The organism is Noviherbaspirillum malthae (assembly GCF_015352985.1).
In the GTDB taxonomy this organism is placed as follows: Bacteria; Pseudomonadota; Gammaproteobacteria; order Burkholderiales; family Burkholderiaceae_D; genus Noviherbaspirillum; species Noviherbaspirillum malthae.
This window is the reverse complement of the sequence record NZ_JACYXF010000005.1, coordinates 145,164-163,708: the sequence shown is the minus strand read 5'-3', so window position 1 is coordinate 163,708 and position 18,545 is coordinate 145,164. Positions and strand designations below refer to the sequence as shown.

At 62.7% G+C, this 18,545-nt stretch carries 13 protein-coding genes; 8 read left to right on the top strand and 5 right to left on the bottom strand.

The annotated features are described in order from the left end of the window. The first annotated feature begins 27 nt into the window (after nt 1-27). The 5 genes from dnaA (at nt 28) to IGW03_RS10360 (ending at nt 7,169) form a co-directional block, all read left to right on the top strand. Complete coding sequence (gene dnaA, locus IGW03_RS10380; RefSeq protein WP_194722481.1) at nt 28-1,452, top strand: chromosomal replication initiator protein DnaA; 1,425 nt, start codon at nt 28-30, stop codon at nt 1,450-1,452. A gap of 408 nt (nt 1,453-1,860) precedes the next feature. Then, nucleotides 1,861-2,967 (top strand): DNA polymerase III subunit beta, encoded by a 1,107-nt coding sequence (gene dnaN, locus IGW03_RS10375; RefSeq protein ID WP_194722480.1) that lies wholly within the window; start codon nt 1,861-1,863, stop codon nt 2,965-2,967. A gap of 167 nt (nt 2,968-3,134) precedes the next feature. Then, on the top strand, nt 3,135-5,633 hold the full coding sequence (gyrB, locus tag IGW03_RS10370) for a DNA topoisomerase (ATP-hydrolyzing) subunit B (protein WP_194722479.1): 2,499 nt from the start codon (nt 3,135-3,137) through the stop codon (nt 5,631-5,633). Nucleotides 5,634-5,913: 280 nt separating this feature from the next. Further along, on the top strand, nt 5,914-6,753 hold the full coding sequence (locus tag IGW03_RS10365; protein ID WP_194722478.1) for a DUF6402 family protein: 840 nt from the start codon (nt 5,914-5,916) through the stop codon (nt 6,751-6,753). Nucleotides 6,754-6,758: 5 nt separating this feature from the next. Continuing rightward, the gene (locus IGW03_RS10360; protein WP_194722477.1) at nt 6,759-7,169 is read left to right on the top strand and encodes a hypothetical protein; all 411 of its coding nucleotides are present in this window, start codon (nt 6,759-6,761) and stop codon (nt 7,167-7,169) included. Between the two features lie 62 nt (nt 7,170-7,231). Here IGW03_RS10360 and IGW03_RS10355 read toward each other — a convergent pair whose 3' ends face one another. The 3 genes from IGW03_RS10355 to IGW03_RS10345 form a co-directional block, all read right to left on the bottom strand. Next, complete coding sequence (locus IGW03_RS10355) at nt 7,232-8,407, bottom strand: ABC transporter substrate-binding protein (RefSeq protein ID WP_194722476.1); 1,176 nt, start codon at nt 8,405-8,407, stop codon at nt 7,232-7,234. A 178-nt stretch (nt 8,408-8,585) separates the two neighbouring features. Then, the gene (locus tag IGW03_RS10350) at nt 8,586-9,395 is read right to left on the bottom strand and encodes a hypothetical protein (protein ID WP_194722475.1); all 810 of its coding nucleotides are present in this window, start codon (nt 9,393-9,395) and stop codon (nt 8,586-8,588) included. Between the two features lie 231 nt (nt 9,396-9,626). Continuing rightward, nucleotides 9,627-10,010 (bottom strand): nucleotide pyrophosphohydrolase, encoded by a 384-nt coding sequence (locus IGW03_RS10345; RefSeq protein ID WP_194722474.1) that lies wholly within the window; start codon nt 10,008-10,010, stop codon nt 9,627-9,629. A gap of 90 nt (nt 10,011-10,100) precedes the next feature. On the opposite strand from IGW03_RS10345, the gene IGW03_RS10340 reads away from it, so the two are divergent. Beyond that, a complete protein-coding gene (locus tag IGW03_RS10340) occupies nt 10,101-11,369 on the top strand; it encodes an NAD(P)/FAD-dependent oxidoreductase (RefSeq protein WP_194722473.1) in 1,269 nt (422 codons plus the stop codon). A 71-nt stretch (nt 11,370-11,440) separates the two neighbouring features. Here the strand turns inward: IGW03_RS10340 and IGW03_RS10335 are convergent, their stop codons facing one another. Then, complete coding sequence (locus IGW03_RS10335; RefSeq protein ID WP_194722472.1) at nt 11,441-12,376, bottom strand: alpha/beta hydrolase; 936 nt, start codon at nt 12,374-12,376, stop codon at nt 11,441-11,443. A gap of 167 nt (nt 12,377-12,543) precedes the next feature. Beyond that, the gene (locus tag IGW03_RS10330; protein WP_194722471.1) at nt 12,544-13,035 is read right to left on the bottom strand and encodes a cupin domain-containing protein; all 492 of its coding nucleotides are present in this window, start codon (nt 13,033-13,035) and stop codon (nt 12,544-12,546) included. 196 nt (nt 13,036-13,231) lie between these two features. Here IGW03_RS10330 and IGW03_RS10325 point away from each other — a divergent pair, with 196 nt between their 5' ends. Further along, complete coding sequence (locus IGW03_RS10325; protein WP_194722470.1) at nt 13,232-13,960, top strand: glutathione S-transferase; 729 nt, start codon at nt 13,232-13,234, stop codon at nt 13,958-13,960. 117 nt (nt 13,961-14,077) lie between these two features. Then, nucleotides 14,078-18,319, top strand: coding sequence for a DEAD/DEAH box helicase (locus tag IGW03_RS10320; RefSeq protein WP_194722469.1), 4,242 nt, complete (start codon nt 14,078-14,080; stop codon nt 18,317-18,319). Nucleotides 18,320-18,545: the final 226 nt, after the last annotated feature.

The following is an 18,545-nucleotide window of genomic DNA, read 5'->3' as shown; positions in this document are numbered from 1 at the left end:
CCACATAACAAGACAACAGAAAAGTACATGGAAGATTTTTGGCAAACTTGCTCTGCCATGCTGGAGCAGGAACTTACGCCGCAGCAGTTCAGCGCGTGGATCAAGCCGCTGGCGCCGCTCGATTTCGTGGACGGCCGCCTGCGCATCGCAGCGCCGAACCGATTCAAGCTCGACTGGGTGAAGACCCAGTTCGCCGGCCGCATCACCACCCTCGCGCACGAATATTGGGAAGCGCCCATCGATGTGCAGTTCGTGCTCGACCCGCGGGGAAACGGCGTGCGCAAGCCTTCGTCGGCACCCTCTCCTGCCGCCGGCCAGTCTTCCTCCAGCCAGCATGGCCAGGCTGCCCAAGGCAGCGCCAACCCGCTTGACGACATTCCCGATCCGATCGAGCGCGCCGACATTGTTATCGAAGATACAAAGAAGCGCGACCAGAGCAAGATCAACGCCGCGCTGACCTTCGAGAGTTTCGTCACCGGCAAGGCCAACCAGCTGGCGCGCGCCGCAGCCATCCAGGTGGCCAACAATCCCGGGGTTTCCTACAACCCGCTGTTCCTCTATGGCGGCGTCGGCCTCGGCAAAACCCACCTGATCCACGCCATCGGCAACCAGCTTCTCGGCGAGAATCCGAACGTCCGCATCCGCTACATCCACGCCGAGCAGTACGTTCGCGACGTAGTGACTGCTTACCAGCGCAAGGGCTTCGACGATTTCAAGCGTTACTACCATTCGCTGGACATGCTGCTGATCGACGATATCCAGTTCTTTGCCGGAAAGAGCCGCACCCAGGAAGAATTCTTTTATGCCTTCGAAGCGCTGATTGCCGCCAAGAAGCAGATCATCATCACCAGCGATACCTATCCCAAGGAAATCAGCGGCATGGATGACCGGCTGATTTCCCGCTTCGATTCCGGCCTGACCGTCGCGGTGGAGCCGCCGGAGCTGGAAATGCGGGTTGCCATTCTGCTCAAGAAAGCCGCCCAGGAAGGCGCGGTGCTGTCGGACGACGTCGCCTTCTTCGTCGCCAAGCACCTGCGCTCGAACGTGCGCGAGCTTGAAGGCGCGTTGAGGAAAATCCTCGCCTACTCGCGCTTCCACGGCAAGGATATTACGATCGATGTTGTCAAGGAGGCATTGAAAGATCTGCTTTCGGTCCAAAATAGGCAGATATCGGTCGAGAACATCCAGAAGACCGTCGCCGACTTTTTCAACATCAAGGTCGCCGACATGTACTCCAAGAAGCGCCCGGCCAATATCGCCCGTCCGCGCCAGATTGCGATGTACCTGGCAAAGGAGCTGACGCAGAAGAGCCTGCCCGAGATCGGCGAGCTGTTCGGCGGCCGCGACCATACGACGGTGCTGCATGCGGTACGCAAGATCGCCGCCGACCGCAGCAAGAACCCGGAAGTCAATCACGAGCTGCACGTGCTCGAACAGACGCTCAAGGGTTGATTTTCCGCTGCCCGGAAGCTTGTGGATAAGTCCCCTGCCGCGGACGCCGGATTCCCCTGCCTTTGGGCGAACAAACGGCCCTTCAAATTCATTGGAGGGAACCTTTTTCTGTCAAAATAGAGGGTATTCAGCGCTAGAGCGCTTTCGGCTTGGCTGGACTAGGCGAGGCCGAGGTGATTTGCCTGCGGAACAAGGCGTGGTGACGCGACATGGCGGGGCCATGGCAAGGAGGACTCGGCGTCCCCACACAACGCAGTGCTGCAGACAAATCAACCGGGATCGGCAGTACAGTCAAGCCGAAAGTGCTCTAATGTAATCCGGTCCGCACCGCCCCAGCCAGAAGCCAGGAAGCGGCCGGCCTTTGCTCCGATTCACAGCATCGTCTCAACTCACACAAGGATAAAAAGCATGCAATTGGTGAAAACCCAACGCGACACGCTTCTCCGGCCGCTGCAGATCGTGAGTGGTATTGTCGAGCGTCGGCACACGCTGCCGATTCTGGCCAATATCCTCATTCGCAAGGAAGGCGAAAAGGTGTCTTTCCTGTCGACCGACATCGAAGTGCAGATCACCACGCATGCCGACGTCGGTGCCGGCGGCGAAGTGGCGGCCACCACGGTGGCCGCGCGCAAGCTGCTCGATATCCTGCGCGCGCTGCCCGATTCCGGCGACGTGACGCTGTCCCTGGCCAACAAGCGCATGACGGTCCAGTCCGGCAAGTCGCGCTTCGCGCTGCAGACGCTGGCCGCGGAAGAGTTTCCGACGGTCGCCCAGGCGGAGCACTTCAATGCCAAGGTCAGCCTGCCGCAGAAGACGCTCAAGCATCTGTTCAACATGGTCCATTTCTCGATGGCCCAGCAGGACATCCGCTATTACCTGAACGGCCTGCTCCTGGTGGTCGACGGCAAGAACGTGATCGCCGTTGCCACCGACGGCCACCGCCTCGCCTTCTGCCAGGTCGAGACCGACCAGGACTTCGAGCGCCAGGAAGTCATCATTCCGCGCAAGACCATCCTGGAACTGCAGCGCCTGCTCGAGGACAGCGACCAGCCGGTTGACCTCGAGATCGCCAACAACCAGGTCAAGCTGAGCTTCGCCGACATCGAGCTGATTTCCAAGCTCGTCGAAGGCAAGTTCCCCGATTACACCCGCGTCATCCCCAAGGGTTACAAGAACAACTTCACGATCGACCGCCAGACATTGCTGCATTCGCTGCAGCGCGCGGCCATCATGACCAGCGACAAGTTCAAGGGCGTGCGCTGCATCATCAGCCCGGGCAGCCTGAAGATCAGCTCGACCAACGCCGACCAGGAAGAAGCGGTGGAAGAACTCGAGATCGATTATGGCGGCGACGCCATCGATATCGGCTTCAACGTGACCTACCTGCTCGACGTCCTGAACAACCTCAAGAGCGACAACGTCAACATCGCGCTCGGAGACGCCAATTCGTCGGCATTGATCACCGTGCCGGAAAACGGCGACTTCAAGTATGTCGTGATGCCGATGCGTATTTGATGCCTTGCACAGGGAAGCAAGCAAAGGGGGCCGCTGCAGTCGAGCGAGCCCCTTTGCCGCATTTATGAAATATTCATTTGCCGGCTGCCGGCCGCGCTTTCGTGAACAACGGGCGCCGTCAGCCGGATCGTTCTTTTAGTCGTCATTCGTTTCATCAGAAAGCAGCCATGTCCGCGATTCCTCAAGAAACCATTCCGCAACCGCAGCAAAGCCAGTACGGCGCCTCCTCCATCCAGATCCTGGAAGGACTGGAAGCGGTACGCAAGCGCCCCGGCATGTACATCGGGGATACGTCTGACGGCACCGGTCTGCACCACCTGGTGTTCGAAGTGCTCGACAACTCGATCGATGAAGCGCTGGCGGGCTACTGCAGCGAGATCCACGTCACCATCCATTCCGACAACTCGATCTCGATCACCGACAACGGCCGCGGCATTCCCACCGGCATCAAGTGGGACGACAAGCACGATCCCAAGCGCAGCGCCGCCGAAATCGTAATGACCGAATTGCACGCCGGCGGCAAGTTCGACCAGAATTCCTACAAGGTCTCCGGCGGACTGCACGGCGTCGGCGTGTCCTGCGTGAACGCGCTGTCCAAGCTGCTCAAGCTGACCATCCGCCGCGACGGCAAGGTGCACACCATGGAATTCTCCAAGGGCATCGTGCAGAACCGCGAGATGGAAACCGTCGACGGCGTCGTCACTTCGCCGATCAAGGTCATCGGCGAAACCGACAAGCGCGGCACCGAAGTGCATTTCTGGGCCGACGAGGAAATCTTCAGCCATGTCGAGTTCCACTACGACATCCTCGCCAAGCGCATCCGCGAACTGTCCTTCCTCAACAACGGCGTGCACATCAAGCTGAGCGACCAGCGCACCGGCAAGGAAGAGGATTTCGCATTCGAAGGCGGTACCCGCGGCTTCGTTGAATACATCAACAAGGCCAAGACGGTGCTGCATCCGACCGTCTTCCAGGCCACCGGCGAAAAGATGTCCGAGCAGGGCACGCTGATCAGCGTCGACGTCTCCATGCAGTGGAACGATGCCTTCAACGAGCAGGTGCTCTGCTTCACCAACAACATTCCGCAGCGCGACGGCGGCACCCACCTGACCGGCCTGCGCGCGGCGATGACGCGCGTCATCAACAAGTACATCGAGGAAAACGACTTCGCCAAGAAGGCCAAGGTCGAGATTGCCGGCGACGACATGCGCGAAGGCCTGACCTGCGTGCTGTCGGTGAAAGTGCCGGAACCGAAGTTCAGCTCGCAGACCAAGGACAAGCTGGTGTCGTCCGAAGTGCGCGGCCCGGTCGAGGAAATCGTCGCCAAGACGCTCACCGACTACCTGATGGAAAAGCCGAACGATGCCAAGATCATCTGCGGCAAGATCGTCGAAGCCGCGCGTGCGCGCGAAGCCGCACGCAAGGCGCGCGAGCTGACCCGCCGCAAGGGCGTGATGGACGGCCTCGGCCTGTCGGCCAAGCTGGCCGACTGCCAGGAAAAGGACCCGGCGCTGTGCGAACTCTACATCGTCGAGGGTGACTCCGCGGGCGGCTCCGCCAAGCAGGGCCGTGACCGCAAGTTCCAGGCCATCCTGCCGCTGCGCGGCAAGGTGCTCAACGTCGAGAAGGCCCGCTTCGAAAAGATGCTGTCCTCCGAGCAGATCACGACGCTGATCGCCACGCTCGGCACCAGCATCGGCCCGGATGAATTCAATGTCGAGAAGCTGCGTTACCACCGCATCATCATCATGACCGATGCGGACGTCGACGGCGCCCACATCCGCACCCTGCTGCTGACGCTGCTGTACCGCCAGATGCCGCAGCTGGTCGAGCGCGGCCACGTCTACATCGCCCAGCCGCCGCTGTACAAGGTCAAGCACGGCCGCGACGAGCGCTACCTGAAGGACGACGTCGAGGAAGCGCAGTACATGATGCAGATCGCGCTCAACGATGCGGCGCTGATTCCGACCGAGAACGGCCAGCCCATCATCGGCGATGCGCTGTCGGAACTGGTCCGCCAGTACAACACCGCCAACGCCATCATCATGCGCCTGTCGCGTGCGGTCGACGATGCGGCGCTGTCGGCCATCATGACCGGCGTGACGCTCAATCTCGACAACGTCGCCAATGCGGAAGATTCGGCGCAGGCGCTCACCAAGGCCATCAATGATCCGGACGTCGAAGTGCTGGTGAAGTCCGACGAATTGTCCGACAAGCACATGCTGCGCATCCAGCGCCGCCACTTCGGCAATCTGAAGATCAGCACCATCGACGCCGATTTCGTCCACGGCCCGGACTACCAGGTGCTGGCCAGCGCCGCCGCCACCTTCAAGGGCCTGATCGGCCCGGGCGCGATGGTGCGCCGGGGCCAAGGCGACAAGGCCAAGGAATTCGCGATCCGCGACTTCCATGAAGCGATGTCCTGGCTGCGTGACGAAGCCGAGCGCGGCGTCTCCAAGCAGCGCTACAAAGGTCTGGGCGAGATGAATCCCGAGCAGCTGTGGGAAACCACGATGGACCCGACCGTGCGCCGCCTGCTGAAGGTGCAGATCGAGGATGCGATTGCAGCTGATCAGATCTTCACCACGCTGATGGGCGACGATGTCGAGCCGCGCAGGGCGTTTATTGAACTCAATGCGCTGCAGGCGGGTAATATCGACGTTTGACATGAGGCTGCAGCCTGCCTGGTCGGCGGGCCAGCGCATTGGTTTCATGATGACCGCAAAAATAAAAGGGCCAGTCGCCAGTCGATTGGCCCTTTTTGCTGTTGCCGGTTCGTTGGTTGCGGGTGCCCGCAAAGTGCTCTGATGCGACGAGTCGCGGCGTCGGCATCTGTACTCGATACCGCACACATCGAAAAATGCGCAAGAAGACGCAGGGCTGTTGCATTGCCTGATTGTTAACTGTATTGCTATCCTTCGGCCTTGTCTTGTTGAAAGGATGGCAATGTCGATCAGCCAAGCTCTGCGGGAAACCTATGCAAGCGTCATGCGTACCGTCTCTACTGAAGCCGCAACCATGGCGCAATCCAACGAAGCCTGCTTCAGGGACTTCCAGCTGATCGAGATCCCGGAGGTCATGGCGCGTATGCATGCAGGCGTCGGCGCTGCATTGATGAAGCGCTGGTTCAATAGCCCTTCTTTCATTCTCCCGCCGTCATGGAAATCAGGTGCGGTCGACTTCCGTGCAGTCTCACGGAAGAACATTGATACTGCCGTTCTGAAGATGTCATGGCTTGCCGGCTTTGCCAGAGCAAGGAAGGCCATATCGATGCTCGAAATCCAGCGCACGCAGACGCCGGCTGCGGCAAGGGAGCTGAAAAGAGTGCTCATGCGCTCGGCACTGCTGTCAGGCACACGTTGCGCGATCGGCGGCGCGACCGATGCCGTTATCCTTCACGAGACCGCGCACCTGAACATGATCAGAGTCGGATTCGGAAGCAGCACCGATCCGCTCGACTGCGCACTTGGCAGTTTCACCCTGCATATGGCAGTAAGCGGCTTTGTGCAACCTTTATCCAAACGGGTCGACGGCTGTTCGCATCAGGTCGACATCCATGCGCTGCATTTCTATGTCCGCGACAACTACGACTTCACGGCGGATGACGAGCCGCTCGGGCATTGGGGGCGTGACGGTGCATCGACCCTGTACAGTCCCGGAAAGGTGTTCGTCGAAAACCACAGCTTCCGGGAATGGCGCAAACGACACGCGCGGGGTGGCGACTTCGTCGTCTTTTCCGACATCATGACCAGGCCGCTGACGAAACCTTTGATCATCAGGATATGAGCGCCATGATTTCCCGCGTGTTGACGACTTCCTGCTTGCTGCTTGTCTCATTGGTCAGTGCCATCGCATTCGGCGGATATGTCGAGGTCAAGGATACGATCAGCTTCCATTGGTCCGCCGGCGCATTTGACCGGCTGCTGTTCTGGATCGCCTATGGCGGCCTTGCTCTGCTGTTTGTCTGCCATCTGTTGCGCGTGTTCGCGGCGCGTCTCCTGCTGGGCGCCACGCTTGCGGCGTGCATTACATTCACGCTGTATTCCCTGGCAGGCTATCCGGCCAATCATGACGATGCGCATGCAGCGCCTGTGCTGTCACATACACAGACAGAGCTTTACTGGCTGCTCCTGATCAACAGCCTGCTGTTGCTGGCGGTATGGCTGTTGCCGCAGATAGGAAACAAGATGTGCAAAAAATAAAGCCCGGCGGACTTCCGTCCACCGGGCTTCGTCTGTGCCGAGTTTAGTCGACTTCGTTGGCTTTATTCGCCGCCGTAGGCGTAGGTGAATTTATTGTTGACGATCCTGCCCATCACACGCGAACGCTGGTCCAGGCCGACATGATCCTTCGGGTTCATGTTGATCACGCCCTGCGGCACCATCAGGTTCTTCGTGTTTTCGATCGCAGTGCGCAGCGCGGCGCGGAATTCCCTGGTGCCGGGCTTGCCCGCCTTGAGCGCCTGCGGCATCGCATTTTCCAGCAGCAGGTAAGCGCCCCAGGCATCGGCCGAGAATTGCGTCATCGTGTCAGGGCCATACGCGGCTTCGTAGCGGCGCAGGAACTCCATGCCGGTCTTCTTGATCGGGTTGGAGTTGGGCAAGGTTTTCGCCACGACGCCGGGGCCGGACGGGAAGAAGGTACCTTCCACATCCTTGCCGCCGACCCGCAGGAAGTCGAGCGTGCCGATGCCGTGAGTCTGGTAGATGCGTCCCTTGTAGCCGCGCTCGACCAGCGTTTTCTGCGGCAGCACAGCCGGCGTTGCCGAGCCTGCCACCAGGATGGCGTCGGGCTGGGCGGACATCAGCTTGAGAATCTGGCCGGTGACGCTGGTATCGGTGCGCGCATAGCGCTCGCTGCCCACGATCTTGAGCTTGCGGATCTCAGCCACTTTGGAAAACTCGCGCCACCAGCCTTCGCCGTAGGCATCGGCGAAACCGATGAAGCCGACGGTCTTTACGCCGTTGTCGGACATGTGCTGGGTGATGATGGTCGCCATGTGCGAGTCGTTCTGCGGAATCTTGAATGCCCATGCGCGCTTGGCGTCCATCGGCTCGACGATGGCAGCCGACGCCGCCAGCGCGATCATCGGGGTTTCCGTTTCGGCCGCGATATCCAGCATCGCCAGCGCGTTCGGCGTGGTGACCGGGCCCACGACCGCATCCACTTTCTCTTCGGCGGTCAGGCGGCGCATGTTGCGCGTGGCGCTGGTGACGTCGGAAGCATCGTCAAGGATGATGTACTCGGCCTTCTGGCCGGCGATTTCCTTGGGCCAGAGCAGCATGGCATTCTTGGTCGGAATGCCGATCGCGGCCGCGGGGCCGGTGGAAGAGATGGTGACGCCGATCTTGATCTGTGCAAAGGACGGCGCTGCCGCCATCGCAAGGCTTAATGACAAGGGGGCGAAGAGGGCGGACAGGCGGCGCAGGGGAGAGGGCATGGACTTTCCTTTGCTGAGAAAGTGGAAATTATAAATCCCATGCCCGCGTTCGTCCGGATTCCTCCGAAGTTTGTTCTGCCACACCCGAGCCGCGCTGCGGACGCGGCCCGGGTCTTCTTGCTGGATCGGAGCCTGGCGGCGACTCCATGAACGGAAAAGTAAGAACTGCCCAATGTGTTCAATGCGGCTTGTTGTCCATGATCGAAATCATCGAGCTCATTGCGAGGCGGCAGGCGGGGGCGCCCAGCGACTGCAGGCATGAGTCCCATGGACCGATGAATCCTCGCGGCGTCGGCATCAGGACAACGTGTGCGGGAATGTAGGTGCGCAGCGTCTGCCGCACTTGCGCGCCGTTGCTGGTCAACATCTGCTGATAGGCGCCGTCGCCGAGGGCCATCATGTCGCGCAGGGGCTGCGGATCCACATAGGGCAGGTCGCCGAGGGTCAGGAAGACTTGCGGCATGTAGGACGCTGCGGGGATCGGGCCCTTCAGGGTGGGCTGCGGATCATTGAACAGTTCCCAGCGGCGCGTCGGCATGACTTCAACCGCCATGCCGCCCTGGCCGGCAGGTGCGCTGAATGCCACGATGCGGGCGAGCAGCACGCCGTTCGGCAGCGAGGTCGTATCGAAGTCCAGCCATGCCAGCGTCTTGTCCGCGGAGATGGTGAATGTGCCCAGCTTGGGTGTGTAGCTGCCGGTGGGGAGAAGCTCGACGTTTTCCAGTCCGCTGCCGCGGACCTGCAGACGGACGGTGCCCTTGGGTGCGCTGCCGTCGGCCGGCGCGTCAAGCAGCATGGCAGCGAATGCTGCGGGGGCCGCATGGCTTTGCGCCGATGGCTGCTGCGCTGTCGATGCATTGCCGCTCACTGCAACGGTGGATGGCAGGCTCGCGGAAGAACCTGATGACGTGGTGGGCTCGCTGCCTCCGCAGCCAGCCAGCAGAACGCAGATGCATGCACCGATAACGCCTTGAATCCCTGATTTCATGTAACACCTCGAAGCGAATTGTGAAGAAACCCCGTGTGGGGTTCGATGAGAGTAATCGAGTATTCGAGGCGTCTCCGACGATCTGCGCCGGCGTTTGATTTCCGTTAAAAGTGCTGTTCCTCCAATGCCACATTGACATGAATGCAGCATTTGCGGCTTGCGCACCGCGCCGGAATCGGTGAAGATGAGTGCGGTTCGATCAGCCCGCGGTCGGGCCGCATGCGTGCGCAATCAGCTTTTATCCGCGCGGCTGCGCTGCTTGAGCTCGGTGTATTTCGCCGCCGATCCATACGATTCTTCGACCGGGTACTTCTCCGCATTCTTCCGCAGCTTGTTCTCCGCCGCCTTCAGCAGATCGATGCCGCCTTCTCCCGCCACCAGCAGCAGATAAAGCAGGACATCCGCGCACTCGTCGGCCAGCTGTTCGCGAAACGTCTCGTCCGATGCCGACAGCCGCAGCAATTCCTCGTCGGACTTCCATTGGGTCAGCTCGAGCAGTTCCGCCGCTTCAAGGTTGAGCGAGATGATCAGGTTCTTCAGGTTGTGAAACTGTTTCCAGTTGCGCTCATCGCGGAAGCGGATGAGCATCGTGCGGATTGCATCGAGATCGGCCATGTCGTGCTCCATTGATTGACTTTGCGCCAGTGTGCACCGCTTTCGAACCGGTCGCCAGCATGGGCCGCCTTAACGGGTTAACATGCGCGGATGGAGAAAGCAAAGCAAGCGGTATCTGAGTCTTCCGTCATCGTCATCGGCGCCGGCATCGTCGGCCTGTGCGTCGCGCATGAATTGCGCAAGGCCGGTTACGAGATAAGCATCGTCGATCCGGAGGAGCCCGGCTCGCAGTGTTCATACGGGAATGCCGGGGCGATCTCCGCCGGTTCGGTGGCGCCGCTGGCCATGCCCGGCGTGATGAAGAATGCGGCCGGCATGCTGCTGGATACGGACAGTCCCCTGCATGTGCCGTGGCATTACTGGCTGCGCGCGGCGCCCTGGCTGCGGCGCTTCGTCGCATCGGCCACGCCCGAGCGGGTCGAGCAGATCGCGCAGGCGCTGCAGGATCTGTTTGCCGACGCATTGGCGAATCACCAGGCGCTTGCGCGCGAAGTCGGCTGTCCGCAGCGCGTGGTGCAGACCGGCCAGCTTCACCTGTATCGCGATGCGGCGGCAATCGGCAAGGATACCGGCGGCTGGCGCCTGCGCGAAGGACACGGCGTGCGCTTCGAGCAGCTCGATGCCGACGGCATCCGTGCGCTGGAACCCGCCGTCAGCAATGCCTACCGCGCAGGCATCTTCATGCCGGAGCAGGGGGCGGTGACGGAACCTTTCCGCTATGCGGGCGCGATCGCGCAGGCGGTGCGCCAGCAGGGCGTGAAATTGATTCGCGATCGCGTGCGGCGTCTGCAGCCTTCATCCGAACGCAGCGGTGCATGGCAGGTGGAGTGCGAGCAATCCGGCTTGCAGGCTGCGCACGTCGTCATGGCCGCCGGCATCTGGTCCGCCGAACTGCTGCGCATGCTTAACCTGCGTGTGCCGCTGGAAAGCCAGCGCGGCTATCACCTGCATGTAGCCGATCCGGGCGTGTCGATATCGAGGCCGCTGGTGCTTGCCGATCGCAAGGTGTTCATGGTCCCGATGGAGACCGGTATGCGCATTTCCGGCACGGTCGAATTCGGCGGACTATCCATGCCGCCGACCCCGCGCCGCAGCGAACTGCTGGGCGTGGCCGCCGCCGAAGGGCTTCCTGGACTGCGGCTGGAAGGTGCATCGGCATGGATGGGCCATCGCCCCTGCCTGCCCGATTCGCTGCCGGTCATCGGCCCGGTGCCGAAGCTTCCCGGCCTGTGGTGCGCATTCGGTCACGGCCATCTCGGCGTGACCGGATCGATCAATACCGCGCGCTGGATAGCGCAGGGCATGCGCGGGCGGTTCGATATGGCGCGCTTTGCGCCGTTCAGCGTTGCGCGATTCTGAAGCAGGAAAAATGCAATAACAATAATTCCTGCGTTAAGAAGTCGCTGCGTCGTGCTACCTGACTTGAATCGTCACGCCGGATCCGGCGCCAGCCCGAACAACTCCTTGAACGCCTGACGATATTCCGTCGCGCCCAGCCGCATGCTGTTGTTGTGCGTCCCGCCTTCCACCAGGATCAGCTTCTTCCTGCCGCCGGCGGCTTCGTAGAGTTTCTCGCTGAAGCGCGACGGCACGTAGCGGTCGCTGGAGCCGTGCACGATCAGCACCGGCATGCCGACGCGAGAGATCTTGCCGACAGAATCGAATTTCTGCGACAGCAGCAGCTGCAGCGGCAGCCAGGGATAGGTGAGCGAGCGGGCGATGTCGGCCAGCGAGGTGAACGAGGATTCGACGATCAAGCCCTTCGCCGCCGGTTGCGCGGCTTTGCCTTCGTCTCTGTCGTCGTCGCTTCCGTTCAGATGCGCGGCCAGGTCGATGGCGATCGCGCCGCCCAGCGAATGGCCGTAAATGAAGCGCTTGCCGGCATCCGGCTGCAGGCTGGCCAGGTGCTTCCAGGCGACCTGCGCGTCTTCATACACGGTGCGCTCCGAGGGCAGGTCGCCGTCGCTCTTGCCGAAGCCGCGGTAGTCCACCGCGAGCACGGAAAAGCCGAAATCATGCAGCTGCTGGATGCGGAACAGCTGTCCGGTGAGATTCCAGCGCGCGCCGTGCAGGTAGAGCACCGCCGGCGCATCCGGCTTGTCTGCCGGCCACCACCAGGTGTGCAGGTTCTGGCTCTTGCCGTCGGCCTGCACGACGAGATTGGACTCCACCAGGCCCTCGGGCAGGCCGCTGTACCAGCTTGCCGTGCCGGGTTCGACGCGGAAGGTCAGCTCGCGCTCCTTGTGCGCAAGCTGGCCGCAGCCGGCGGCGGCCAGTACGGAAACCAGGCTGGAAGCTGCGGCAATGGAGATGCCGCGGCGGCGGATGAATTGGGCAAGGCGTGAAGAAGCAAACTTGAGGGCCATGAGTGCAAGCGGTCGGCAAAATCAGTCGGAAAGCGCGGACAGGAGAGCTCGCATGAGCTGGAAACTGTCCGCCTGGATAGACTTATCTGCGGGCAAATCGTTCTGGCAAAAGGGAAGAGTTGCAACATGCGGCGAAACACATTGCAGACTCGTCAATCACAAGTCGTTCAAGGATGCGGATGCTTGTGGATAGGATCGACCCAATGCACTTCCTGCGGCCGTTCCACGGCGGCAATATCGAGGTTGATGACTACCGCTTCATTGTCGCTGCGCACCAGCACGCATTCCAGCGGCTCGTTTTCGCTGGCATTGATTTCCTGGTGCGGCACATAAGGCGGCACGTAGATGAAATCGCCGGGGCCGGCTTCGGCGGTGTATTCCAGTTCGTTGCCCCAGCGCATGCGCGCCCGGCCGCGCACCACGTAGATCACGCTTTCCAGCGCGCCGTGATGATGCGCGCCGGTCTTTGCATTCGGATGAATGGTCACCGTGCCGGCCCACAGCTTTTGCGCGCCGACCCGCGCGTAATTGATCGCGGCGGCCCGGTTCATGCCGGGCGTCTGCGGCGTGTTGGTGTCGAGATTGTCCCCGGGCACCACGCGCACGCCGTTGTCGCGCCAGTCGGGCCGGCCTGCTTCTTCGGTCAAGTTGTCGCTCATGTCTTCCTCCATGGCCTGATGTGCAACCATGATACGACGCGGCGTGGGAACCTGCCGCCGGCCTGTGCGCTTTGTTCTCCTTTGCTCACCTTTGTTCTATCCCAGCATGGTGGCAGGGCGATTCAATACAATGGATCGCGCATTTTCAGGCGATGTTTCATGCTAAGAGGGAACATCGACAACAGGAGAGCGATGCATGCAATACGAACTGTATTACTGGCCGGGCATCCAGGGGCGCGGCGAATTCATCCGCCTGGCGCTGGAAGAGGCGGGCGCCGATTATGTCGATGTTTGCCGCCGCGCCGAAAGCAGCGGCATGGGCATGGCGGCGATGATGCGGCTGATGGAAAGCCCGGAACTCGTCCACCTGCCGTTCGCGCCGCCCTTCCTGAAAGCGGGCGAACAGATCATTGCGCAGACGGCCAATATCCTGCTTTTCCTCGGGCCCCGGCTCGGTCTGGTGCCCGACGATGAGGCAGGGCGCCTGTGGGTGCATCAGCTGCAGCTCACCATCGCCGACATGCTCACCGAAGCGCACGATACCCATCATCCGATCGGCAGCGGCCTGTATTACGAAGACCAGAAACCGGAAGCGCTGCGCCGCGCACAGGACTTCACGCAGATGCGCCTGCCGAAATTTCTTCACTATTTCGAATCGGTCATTGCACGCAATCCTGCCGGCACCGACTGGCTGGCAGGCAGCGCAATCACTTATGCCGACCTGTCGATGTTCCAGCTGATCGAAGGCTTGCGTTACGCCTTCCCGCGCAACATGAAGCGGGTGGAGAAAGACACTCCCCTGCTGGCGGCGCTGCATGACCGCGTCGCTGCCCGCAAGCGCATCAAGGCCTATCTGACCTCCAAGCGCCGGCAGGCCTTCAACAACGACGGCATCTTCCGCGCCTACAAGGAGCTGGACCAGTAAAGCCCGGACAGCTGGATGCAAGGCCGCTGCCGGCGACAGGCGGTAAAATGCATGCATGCCGATCCTCGCATTCATCCGCTCCCGTGATGCCGTATTGTTCACTTTCCCTCATTGCCCATGGTGCCTGACCCGGTGATCGACAACGCCGACAACGCCGCCCAGGATCACCTCCAGGCCTGCACGGCAGCCGAGCGCACGCTCGTTTCGCTGCTGGCGCTGCACAGCGAACCGCTCGGCAAGGTGCGGCTGCTCGAATGCCTGCGCATGCTGGGTGCCATCGACGACGAAGGCCTTCCCTATACCTCCGATACGCTGGCGATGCTGATCGACGCCATGAAGCGCAAGGCGCTGCTGCAGGATGCGCCAGGCAACGGCTACGTCTGTCGCGATGCGTTGCTGCATGCCGCGCTCCATGCGGCGCTCGACAGTCCTTCCTTCGGCGCCCTGTGCCGCGCCGTCGAAAGCGCGACGCCGGTGGGCCGCACCTACGACGGCTATGTTTTCCTGCGCAGCTACCGGCAGGCGCTGTCGCGGCTGCGCATGGCCCTGTTGCAGGGTCAGCCGCCGGACAAGGTGACGCCCTGGCTGGAAACCTGCACCCGCTTCCCGGAATACCGGCAGCTGCATCCCTACGTCGTGCTGTTCGGACAACCCTTCGATGCGGCGCTGTTTTCGCATCTGCATCCGGCCGTGCAGGACGAGGCCATGGCCTGCCTGCTGGCGCATGCGCAGGACGAGCCTGAGTCTCTGTCGCCGCTGCGCGACTGGACGCGGCAGCGCCTTGCCACGGATGTCGCCGATTCCGCGGAAGCCGGCAATCTCAAGCTGGCCTTCGCGGAACAATTGCTGCTCTGCGGCCAGCTCGACGAAGCCGCCGCGCTGCTCGACGGCTGCGACTCGGTGAGAGCGGATTTTCCGCGCGCTGCGATCCTGTCGCTGCGCGGCGAGCAGCCGCAGGCGCAAGCCGCCTTCGAAGCGGCGCTCAAGTCGCTGCGCAAGGAAACCGGCAAGCGCAACGTGATGCTTGACGGCCCCTCGGCCTACCTGTTCGTGCTGGCGATGCTGCGTTCGGGCGATGCGCGGCACCGCAAGCTGGTCGATGCCTTCCTGCCTCTGGCGCGGCGCAATGCGCAGTACGGCAGCCTGCACATGTTCAATGTGCTGCAGGCGCTGCATGACGTACAGGCCGGCGCGCAGAAGACGCCGTCGCTGCCGCCGCTCGATGCGGCGCATGCGCAGCGCATGCTGCCGCGGCTGTTTCATGCGCTGGTGGCCGACTGGCTGGGCCAGGCGCTGACCGGCGAGGACAAGGCGGCATTGATCGACCTGCAGCGCCGGGCGCAGGACAACGGCTACTTCTGGGTGGCCGCTCAGGCAGCCGGTTTGCTGGCGCGCCTCGGCGAGGAGGCCTACAGCGACGCAGCCGCGGCATTGCGCCGCCAGCATAGCCTGGATGACGTGTGCGACTGGTTCGAGCAGAAGGAGCCCTGGGAGCGCCAGTTGGAAGCCTTGATGGAATTGCGCAAGCCCGCTGCGCCGAAGACGGAAGCGCCTGGCCGGCTGATCTGGCTGATTGCCTACGACGCGCAGCGTCACACGGTCGAGATCGAGCCGCGCGAGCAGCATGGCGATGCCGCAGGACAGTGGGGACGCGGCCGGCCGGTGGCGCTCAAGCGCCTGCGCGACGAGGCTGAGCCGCCGGAATTCCTGACGCCGCAGGACCGCGAAGTGATCGCCGCCATCGGCGTCAGTCCGTCGTTCTATCGCGGCGCCAGCTATGACATCGACAACGACCGCGCGGTACTGGCGCTGGTTGGTCATCCGCTGGTGTTCTGGCAGGACCAGCCGGACACCCGGGTAGAGCTTTTGCAGGGCGAGACCGAACTGCTCGTGACCGAGAGCGGCGGCAAGCTGCGTCTGTGCCTGCAGCCGCCGGTCGACAGCACATCGCGCCGCCAGGTGACGATCGTCAGGGAGACGCCGGCGCGGCTGCGCATCTATCCGGTCAGGGAAGAGCACCGGCAGATCGCCGTCATCATCGACAATGACCTGGTGGTGCCGGCGCATGCGCGCGAACAGCTGCTGCGCGCGGTCGGCGCCGTGTCCACGCTGGTGACCGTGCATTCCGATCTGGATGCCAGCGTCGACGAAGTGGCGCAGGTGAACGCGGAGGAACGCCTGCATGTGCACCTCATTCCCTACGGCGACGGCCTGAAGATGCAGATCCTGGTCAAGCCGTTCGGCGAACAGGGACCGGCCTACCAGCCCGGCAAGGGCGGCGAGCAGGTGATCGCCGAAGTGGAGGGCAGGCGATTGCAGGCGCGGCGCGCGCTCGACACCGAGCGTGCCGCCGCCGCTGCGCTGGTGGAGCGCTGTGCGGCGCTCAACGAAGCCGTCGATGCGCATGGCGACTGGTATCTGGCCTCGCCGGAAACCTGCCTGGAACTGCTGATGCAATTGCATGCCTGTGACGACATCGCGCTGTCATGGCCGCAGGGCGAGCGCTTCCGCATCGTGGCCGAGGCCAAACCGTCTCAGATGCATCTGACGGTGAAAAGCGAGCGCGACTGGTTCGCCGCCGAAGGCAAGCTGCGCATCGATGACAAGACGGTGCTGAACCTGCGCAGCCTGCTGTTCAATGCGCGGCAGAGGCCGGGCCGCTTCGTTCCGCTCGAAGGCGGTCGCTTCATCGCCCTGACCGAGGAATTCCACCGCCGCATCGCCGAGCTGGCGGACGTCGCCGATGTGGACGGAACGGATGACGAGAGCGAGGAGGGCGTGCGCATCAGTCCGCTGGCCGCCGGCGCGCTGGAGGAATTCGCAGGGGAGTGCGGTGCGGTCGATGCCGACCTGCAATGGCGGCATCACCTGGAACGCATGCGTCAAGTGCAGGACCATGCGCCGCAGCTGCCCGGCACCTTGCGCGCCGACCTGCGTGACTATCAGTTCGAGGGTTTCGAATGGCTGTCGCGGCTGGCGTTCTGGGGCGTCGGCGCCTGCCTGGCCGACGACATGGGCCTCGGCAAGACGATACAGACCCTGGCGCTGCTGCTGTTGCGCGCGTCGCAGGGGCCGGCGCTGGTGGTAGCGCCGACGTCGGTCTGCCCGAACTGGCTGGATGAGGCGGCGCGTTTCGCGCCCACGCTCAAGGTCCGGATGTTCGGCGGCGCCGAGCGGGCACAGATGCTGGACAATCTCCAGGCCTTTGATGTCATCGTGGCCAGCTACGGCCTGCTGCAGCAGGAAGCGGACCGCTTCGCCGGCGTGCGCTGGCATACGGTCGTGCTCGACGAGGCGCAGGCGATCAAGAATGCACAGACCAAGCGCAGCCAGGCGGCATTCCGGCTGCAGGCGGATTTCCGCCTTGCGCTGAGCGGCACGCCGGTGGAAAACCATCTCGGCGAACTCTGGAGCCTGTTCCGCTTCATCAATCCGGGCCTGCTGGGCTCGGCCGAGCAGTTCGGCGAGCGCTTCGCCCTGCCGATCGAACGCCACAAGAGCGTGCAGTCGCGCCTGCGGCTGCGCCGCCTGATCCAGCCCTTCATCCTGCGCCGGACCAAGGCCCAAGTGCTGACCGAACTGCCGGCGCGGACCGAGATGGTGCGGCATGTCGATTTGAGCCGGGAAGAAACGGCGCTCTACGAAGCCCTGCGCCGCAGCGCGCTGGAACGCATCGAAAAAGACGACATGCCCGGCACGCAGAAGGCGATCCAGATCGTCACCGAACTGATGAAGCTGCGCCGCGCCTGCTGCCATCCCGACCTGGTGGCGCCGGAGCTGCATCTGTCCGGCAGCAAGCTGGCCGTGTTCGGAGAACTGCTGGAAGAGCTGCTGGAAAACCGCCACAAGGCGCTGGTGTTCAGCCAGTTCGTCGATCATCTGGCGCTGGTGCGTGCCTGGCTGGAGCAGCGGGGCATCCGCTACCAGTATCTTGACGGCGGCACGCCGATGGCCGAGCGCAAGCGCCGCGTCGACGCCTTCCAGCGCGGCGAAGGCGATGTCTTCCTGATCAGCCTGAAGGCCGGCGGCACCGGGCTCAATCTGACGGCGGCCGATTACGTGATCCATCTCGATCCCTGGTGGAATCCGGCGGTGGAAGACCAGGCATCGGACCGCGCCCATCGCATCGGCCAGCAGCGGCCGGTGACGATCTACCGGCTGATCGCGCGGCATACGGTGGAAGAGGGGATCGTCGACCTGCACAAGCGCAAGCGGGAACTGGCGGACAGTCTGCTGGAGGGCAGCGAGGCGGCGGTGAAGTTGTCGCCGGACGAGATGCTGGAGTTGCTGAGGCTGGAGCGGGGACGGCTTGACGAAGCAGCCCTTGCAGCCCCTTTCCCGCAGGCAGGAGAGGGGTGAGGGCAGTTGCCAAGTCCTCTCTCTTGCAAGCCCCCTCATCCCCAGCCCTTCTCCCGCTTGCGGGAGAAGGGAGCATTCTCTGGTCTTGAGGCTAGAGTAGGTGCGTCAGCCTCCATAGCCCCTCTCCCGCAGGCGGGAGAGGGGTAGGGGTGAGGGAGCTCACCAAGTCAGGCGCTCTTTTGCAACCGCCCTCATTCCCAACCCTCGCTCCGCGCCCCACGACCCG

Bases quoted from the DNA above. Each gene is read 5' to 3' on its own strand.
- IGW03_RS10325 (WP_194722470.1), top strand. From the start codon at position 13,232: ATGCAATACGAACTGTATTACTGGCCGGGCATCCAGGGGCGCGGCGAA.
- IGW03_RS10355 (WP_194722476.1), bottom strand. From the start codon at position 8,407: ATGCCCTCTCCCCTGCGCCGCCTGTCCGCCCTCTTCGCCCCCTTGTCA.
- IGW03_RS10365 (WP_194722478.1), top strand. From the start codon at position 5,914: ATGTCGATCAGCCAAGCTCTGCGGGAAACCTATGCAAGCGTCATGCGT.
- IGW03_RS10330 (WP_194722471.1), bottom strand. From the start codon at position 13,035: ATGAGCGACAACTTGACCGAAGAAGCAGGCCGGCCCGACTGGCGCGAC.
- IGW03_RS10360 (WP_194722477.1), top strand. From the start codon at position 6,759: ATGATTTCCCGCGTGTTGACGACTTCCTGCTTGCTGCTTGTCTCATTG.
- IGW03_RS10345 (WP_194722474.1), bottom strand. From the start codon at position 10,010: ATGGCCGATCTCGATGCAATCCGCACGATGCTCATCCGCTTCCGCGAT.
- dnaN (WP_194722480.1), top strand. From the start codon at position 1,861: ATGCAATTGGTGAAAACCCAACGCGACACGCTTCTCCGGCCGCTGCAG.
- IGW03_RS10340 (WP_194722473.1), top strand. From the start codon at position 10,101: ATGGAGAAAGCAAAGCAAGCGGTATCTGAGTCTTCCGTCATCGTCATC.
- dnaA (WP_194722481.1), top strand. From the start codon at position 28: ATGGAAGATTTTTGGCAAACTTGCTCTGCCATGCTGGAGCAGGAACTT.
- gyrB (WP_194722479.1), top strand. From the start codon at position 3,135: ATGTCCGCGATTCCTCAAGAAACCATTCCGCAACCGCAGCAAAGCCAG.
- IGW03_RS10320 (WP_194722469.1), top strand. From the start codon at position 14,078: ATGGTGCCTGACCCGGTGATCGACAACGCCGACAACGCCGCCCAGGAT.
- IGW03_RS10335 (WP_194722472.1), bottom strand. From the start codon at position 12,376: ATGGCCCTCAAGTTTGCTTCTTCACGCCTTGCCCAATTCATCCGCCGC.
- IGW03_RS10350 (WP_194722475.1), bottom strand. From the start codon at position 9,395: ATGAAATCAGGGATTCAAGGCGTTATCGGTGCATGCATCTGCGTTCTG.